This window comes from Streptomyces sp. F001, assembly GCF_004187715.1.
GTDB classification, from domain to species: Bacteria; Actinomycetota; Actinomycetes; order Streptomycetales; family Streptomycetaceae; genus Streptomyces; species Streptomyces flavusporus.
Window position 1 is genome coordinate 1 of record NZ_QZWF01000093.1, and the last position, 6039, is coordinate 6039.

At 71.2% G+C, this 6039-nt stretch carries 2 protein-coding genes and 1 pseudogene; 1 reads left to right on the plus strand and 2 read right to left on the minus strand.

Annotation, left to right across the window (positions count from 1 at the left end; translation table 11 throughout):
• The coding region (locus StrepF001_RS44030; protein ID WP_129803684.1) for a multifunctional oxoglutarate decarboxylase/oxoglutarate dehydrogenase thiamine pyrophosphate-binding subunit/dihydrolipoyllysine-residue succinyltransferase subunit at positions 1 to 2370 on the plus strand (2370 nt) is incomplete at its 5' end.
• Positions 2371 to 2432: 62 nt separating this feature from the next.
• Here the strand turns inward: StrepF001_RS44030 and fxsT are convergent.
• Both fxsT and StrepF001_RS44040 read right to left on the minus strand, forming a co-directional pair.
• Complete coding sequence (fxsT, locus tag StrepF001_RS44035) at positions 2433 to 5396, minus strand: FxSxx-COOH system tetratricopeptide repeat protein (RefSeq protein WP_129803685.1); 2964 nt, start codon at positions 5394 to 5396, stop codon at positions 2433 to 2435.
• A gap of 100 nt (positions 5397 to 5496) precedes the next feature.
• Positions 5497 to 6039 (minus strand): annotated as a pseudogene (locus StrepF001_RS44040) (FxsB family radical SAM/SPASM domain protein); the annotation flags it as partial.

Here is a 6039-nt window from a genome sequence, read left to right on the forward strand (position 1 = left end):
AAGCTGCGCGACATCCTCGGCGTCCTGCGCGACTCGTACTGCCGCACCACCGGCATCGAGTACATGCACATCCAGGACCCCAAGCAGCGCAAGTGGATCCAGGACCGGGTGGAGCGCCCGCACGCCAAGCCGGAGCGCGAGGAGCAGCTGCGCATCCTGCGCCGGCTGAACGCCGCGGAGGCCTTCGAGACCTTCCTGCAGACGAAGTACGTCGGCCAGAAGCGCTTCTCCCTCGAGGGCGGCGAGTCGGTCATCCCGCTGCTGGACGCGGTCCTGGACAGCGCGGCCGAGTCCCGCCTCGACGAGGTCGTCATCGGCATGGCCCACCGCGGCCGGCTGAACGTCCTCGCCAACATCGTCGGCAAGTCGTACGCTCAGATCTTCCGCGAGTTCGAGGGCAACCTCGACCCGAAGTCGATGCACGGCTCCGGCGACGTCAAGTACCACCTGGGCGCCGAGGGCACCTTCACCGGCCTGGACGGCGAGCAGATCAAGGTCTCGCTGGCCGCCAACCCCTCGCACCTGGAGGCGGTCGACCCGATCCTCGAGGGCATCGCCCGCGCCAAGCAGGACATCATCAACAAGGGCGGCACGGACTTCACCGTCCTGCCGGTCGCCCTGCACGGTGACGCGGCCTTCGCGGGCCAGGGCGTGGTGGCCGAGACCCTGAACATGTCGCAGCTGCGCGGCTACCGCACCGGCGGCACGGTCCACGTGGTCATCAACAACCAGGTCGGCTTCACCGCGGCCCCCGAGTCCGCGCGCTCCTCGATGTACGCGACGGACGTGGCCCGCATGATCGAGGCCCCGATCTTCCACGTGAACGGCGACGACCCGGAGGCCGTCGTCCGTGTCGCGCGGCTGGCCTTCGAGTTCCGCCAGGCGTTCAACAAGGACGTGGTGATCGACCTCATCTGCTACCGCCGCCGCGGTCACAACGAGTCGGACAACCCGGCCTTCACCCAGCCGCTGATGTACGACCTGATCGACAAGAAGCGCTCGGTGCGCAAGCTGTACACCGAGTCCCTCATCGGTCGCGGCGACATCACGCTGGAAGAGGCCGAGCAGGCCCTGCAGGACTACCAGGGCCAGCTGGAGAAGGTCTTCACGGAGGTCCGCGAGGCCACCGCGCAGCCGGCGACGGTTCAGACGCCCGACGCGCAGGCCGAGTTCCCGGTCGCCGTGAACACCGCGATCTCCACGGAGATCGTCAAGCGGATCGCCGAGTCCCAGGTCAACATCCCCGACCACATCACCGTCCACCCGCGTCTGCTGCCGCAGCTGCAGCGCCGGGCGTCGATGGTCGAGGACGGCACGATCGACTGGGGCATGGGCGAGACCCTCGCCATCGGCTCCCTCCTCCTGGACGGCACCCCGGTCCGCCTGGCCGGCCAGGACTCGCAGCGCGGTACGTTCGGCCAGCGCCACGCGGTGATCATCGACCGCAGCACCGGCGAGGAGTACACGCCGCTGCAGTACCTCTCCGAGGACCAGGCACGGCTGAACGTCTACAACTCCCTGCTCTCCGAGTACGCGGCGATGGGCTTCGAGTACGGCTACTCGCTGGCCCGCCCGGACGCGCTGGTGATGTGGGAGGCCCAGTTCGGCGACTTCGTCAACGGCGCGCAGACGGTCGTGGACGAGTTCATCTCGTCGGCGGAGCAGAAGTGGGCGCAGACGTCCGGCGTAGTGCTGCTCCTCCCGCACGGCTACGAGGGCCAGGGCCCGGACCACTCGTCCGCCCGCCCGGAGCGGTTCCTGCAGCTGTGCGCGCAGAACAACATGACGGTCGCCATGCCGACCTCCCCGTCGAACTACTTCCACCTCCTGCGGTGGCAGGTGCACAACCCGCACCACAAGCCGCTGGTCGTCTTCACGCCGAAGTCGATGCTGCGCCTCAAGGCCGCCGCGTCGAAGGCGGACGAGTTCACCACGGGCCAGTTCCAGCCGGTCATCGGCGACGCGACGGTCACGGACCCGGCCGCGGTGAAGAAGGTCGTCTTCTGCGCCGGCAAGGTCTACTACGACCTGGAGGCCGAGCGTCAGAAGCGCGGTGCCACGGACACGGCGATCATCCGTATCGAGCGCCTGTACCCGCTGCCGGGTGCCGAGCTCCAGGCGGAGATCGCCAAGTACCCGAACGCCGAGAAGTACCTGTGGGCGCAGGAGGAGCCGGCGAACCAGGGTGCCTGGCCGTTCATCGCCCTCAACCTGATCGACCACCTGGACCTGGCGGTCGGCGCCGACGTCCCGCACGGCGAGCGCCTGCGCCGTATCTCCCGCCCGCACTCGTCGTCGCCGGCGGTGGGTTCCGCCAAGCGGCACCAGGCGGAGCAGGAGCAGCTGGTGCGTGAGGTGTTCGAGGCCTAGGCCTTACGGCACCGAGGGCCCGGTCCCGAGTCGCTGTGACTCGGGACCGGGCCCTCGCCGTTTCAGGTCGGCTGGGGCTCGAAGTCCCAGTAGGGGCGGTGGCGTTCGAGGATGTAGTGGGTCTGGGGGTGGTCGGGGCCGAGGACCGTGGTGAGGCGGGTGACGGCGTCCCCGTGCAGGGCCTCGGCCTCCTCGGGCTCGCCCAGCTCGGCCAGGTCGAGGGCGAGACCGGCCCGCAGGCTGATGGTGAGGACATGGCTCTCGCCCAGCGCCCGGGCGGAGCGTTCGGCGGCGTCGCGGCCGAGCGCGGCCGCGGACTCGGTCTCCCCTGCGGCGGCGAGCACGGCCACCCCGTTCTTGGCGCAGCCGATCGCCCACGGATGCTCCCGGCCGACCGCCTGCTCCATCTCCTGAACGGTCCGCAGGGACAGCTCCAGCGCGCTGCGGGTCTCTCCCATCTCCCGCATGACGGTGGCGACGTTGTCCCGCGCCCCGATCGCGTAGGGGTGGCCCTCGCCGAGCTGGGCCGCGTACTGCGCGGCGGTGAGCTCGGCGAGTTCCCTGGCCTCCGCGGTCCGCTCCAGTTGGCGCAGCAGCATCGCGTAGTCGCAGGAGACCATCAGGGTCTCCGGGTGCAGGGCACCGCGCCGGCGCAGCAGCTTCTCCCGGACACCGCGCATCATGACGTGCGCGAACTGCAGGTCCCCGTCCCGGCGGGCGCACAGGGCGAGGTTGTGCTCGGCGTGCAGGGTCTGGCTGTGGTTGCGGTCCAGCACCTGGCTGTGGACGCGGGAGTTGTGGCCCTGGATGGCCAGCGCCTCCCGGTAGCGGCCGAGCAGTCTCAGCATCCAGGCGCTGCGCAGCGCCGAGTTGAGCGTGGCCGCGTCCTTGCCGCCGAGCAGTTCGACCCGGGCCTCGAAGATCCGGCGGTGCTGGACGAGCGATTCGGCGTAGTGGCCCTGCAGACCGACGGCGACGGCGAGGTTGCTGCGGATGCTGAGGGTGCGCGGGACGTTCTCGCCGCCGAGTTCCTCCGCGGCGCTCGCGGCGGCCTCCTCGAACAGGGTGCGCGCCTCGGTGTACCGGCCGAGGGCCATCAGTGTCCCGCCGAGTCCGTCCTTGGCGCGGATCAGCTCGATGGGCCGGACCTGCCCGGCGCCGCTCAGCCGCCGCAGGTTCTCCCGGCCCACCTCCTCCGCCTCGGCGTACCGGCCCAGCCGGCGCAGCATGTTGGCGAGTTGGTGGACCGCGACGAGCACGGAACGGTCGGTGTCGCCGAACTTGGGCCGCCAGTTGTCCACGGCCAGCCGGCTCAGCCACCAGCCGTCGTGGTACTCGCCACGCATCCGCAGGTACTCGACGCAGTTGAGCACCAGGTCACGTACGTCGTCGTCGGCCGACTGCAGCGCGCCGGACGGCTCCAGGTGCGGGATGACCTCGGCGTAGCGCGCCCAGTTGCCGGCCTGGGCGGAGTCCCGCGGGTCGGCGGAGACCAGGACCCTGCGGGCGGCGGCCGAATAGCGTTCGGCGTCGTCGGGCGCCTGTACGGAGCGGACGTAGCGGTGGAAGAGGCGGTGCATGCGCAGGGTGCCGACGGTCTGGGTGTCCAGGCGGCGGGGGCCCTGCTCGTACTCGATGCGCATGGAGGTGATCTCGGAGAGCTTGCGCAGCGCCGTGTTCCAGCTGCTGGGCTCGCTGATCAGCTCGGCCAGTTCGGGCGGCAGGTCACCGTGCCGGGCCGTCTGCAGCAGACGTACCGGGACGACGTCGGGTGAGAAGCAGACGAGCAGGTTCAGCAACTGCCAGGCCGGTTCGGACCCTTCGCGCAGGGAGTTGATGAGCTTGGCCCAGGCGACCTCGAACTTCGGGTACTGGCCGGAAGCCATGACGCCGAACCGGTCCGGCCGGCCCTCCCGGATGTCGCGTACGTAGTCGTTCACCGCCACCGTCGGGTTCAGATCCAGCCAGGCGGCCATCTGGTCGAGGAGCAGCGGCATGTCCTCCACGGCCTCGGCGAGCCGCTGCGCCTGGTCGTCGGTGAGCCGGGCCGCGCGGCGCCGGAGGAACGCGACGCTCTCCCGGCGTTCGAAGGGCGGCACCTCGATGGTCTCGGCGTGCGCGGCCCACTCGCCGCGATGGGTGGTGACCAGGACGTGCCCACGGCCCTCCGGGACCAGGTCGCGCAGCGGCTCGGGGTCGCCGGCACCGTCCAGCACGAGCAGCCAGGGGCGTGCGGTGTCGTGGAGTTCACGCCGTACGGCCTTGATGGTGGCCGCCAGGTCCCCGGCGTCCGTCAGGCCCATCTCGGGTGCGAGCTCGGCGAACTGCTGGCGGGCGGTGACGCGCTGGGCGGCGCTGATCCACCAGACGATGTCGTACTCGCCCGCGAACCGGTGCACGTACTCCGCGGCGAGCTGGGTCTTGCCGAAGCCGCCCGGGCCGCGCAGGGCCACGGTGGCTCCGTCGCGGCCTGCGGCGGACAGCGTCGCGTACACCTGCTCCAGCAGCTCGGTGCGTCCGATGAACCGGCGGTTGCGGCGCGGCACCCGGCGCCACACCTCCGGCGGGTCGTCCGGGAAGCGGGGGCCGCGGCGCAGGTCGATCAGGGCGCCGGGGGCCGGTACTCCCGCGCATTCCAGGACGCGGCTGCGGGCCACCTCGGGCCTGAGGCCGCGCAGTTCGACCGGGGCCAGCGCGATGACGGCATCGGGCATCGGCTGGGCCGTGACGCTGACGGCGGCGATCCGGTCCCGGTACTCCGGCAGCGTCTGGCGCAGTACGCCGGCCCAGGCGTCGAACCGGCTGCGTTCCAGGCGCTCGTACCAGTCGTCTATGACGAGCAGTATCCGGCCCGGGGCGCTCATCAGGTTGCCGAGGGCCTGCACGGTGGGCGGGCGCCGCAGCGGGTTCCAGCGCACCAGTGTCGTGCGGCGTCCCGCGGCCCGGATCTGGTGGTCGATCCACTTGGCCCAGGATTCGCTCTGCCCGGCGAAGACCACCGTGACGTGTTCGAGCTGCGCCGTCATCCTGCAGTCCCCTCACTGAACCTGTCACGACTGTGCACAGGTTAGTCAATTGTGCGTCAAAACGACTTCGTGGGTGCCCAGTTGGGCGAGAGCACCGGCATCACGTTCCGTCCTGTGTCGTTCCGCGCGCCGTCCGGTCGAGCCGGCCGGCGACATGCCGGACGAGTCGCTCCAGGTCGGCGCAGTAGACACTGGGGTGCCGGAAGCCGGTGCCGGGCGCGTACCGGTGCACGTAGTTGCCGCCGCCGCACACCCGGCCGACCGGACAGTCCAGGCACTCCGGGGCCAGCGCCCGCTCTCCGACCTGCCGGGCCGCGATCCCGGGATGGCGCAGGGCCCGGTCGAAGGAGTGCCGGAAGACGTCGAGACCGGTCTCGGCGGCGCCCGCGTAGGCCGACCTGAGCGAGTCGACCTGCTCGATGCCGCCGTCCGTCTCCACGACGACCGCGGCCATCGGCGAGAGTCCGACGGCCTCGGCGCTGCTGGGGGCGCCGAGGAGCAGGGCGGCGATCTCCTGGAAGAGCCGCACCCTGGTGCGCAGCCGTCCCGCGTCCCACCAGGCGTCGAAGACGGCGGCGAGCCAGTCGCCGTACGGGGTGGGGGCGGGGCGGTGCCGGCCCGGGCGCCGGGACGGGAGTTCCGG

What these genes read in the sequence shown, in the direction of transcription:
- fxsT (WP_129803685.1), bottom strand. Translation starts at nt 5,396, where the DNA reads ATGACGGCGCAGCTCGAACACGTCACGGTGGTCTTCGCCGGGCAGAGC.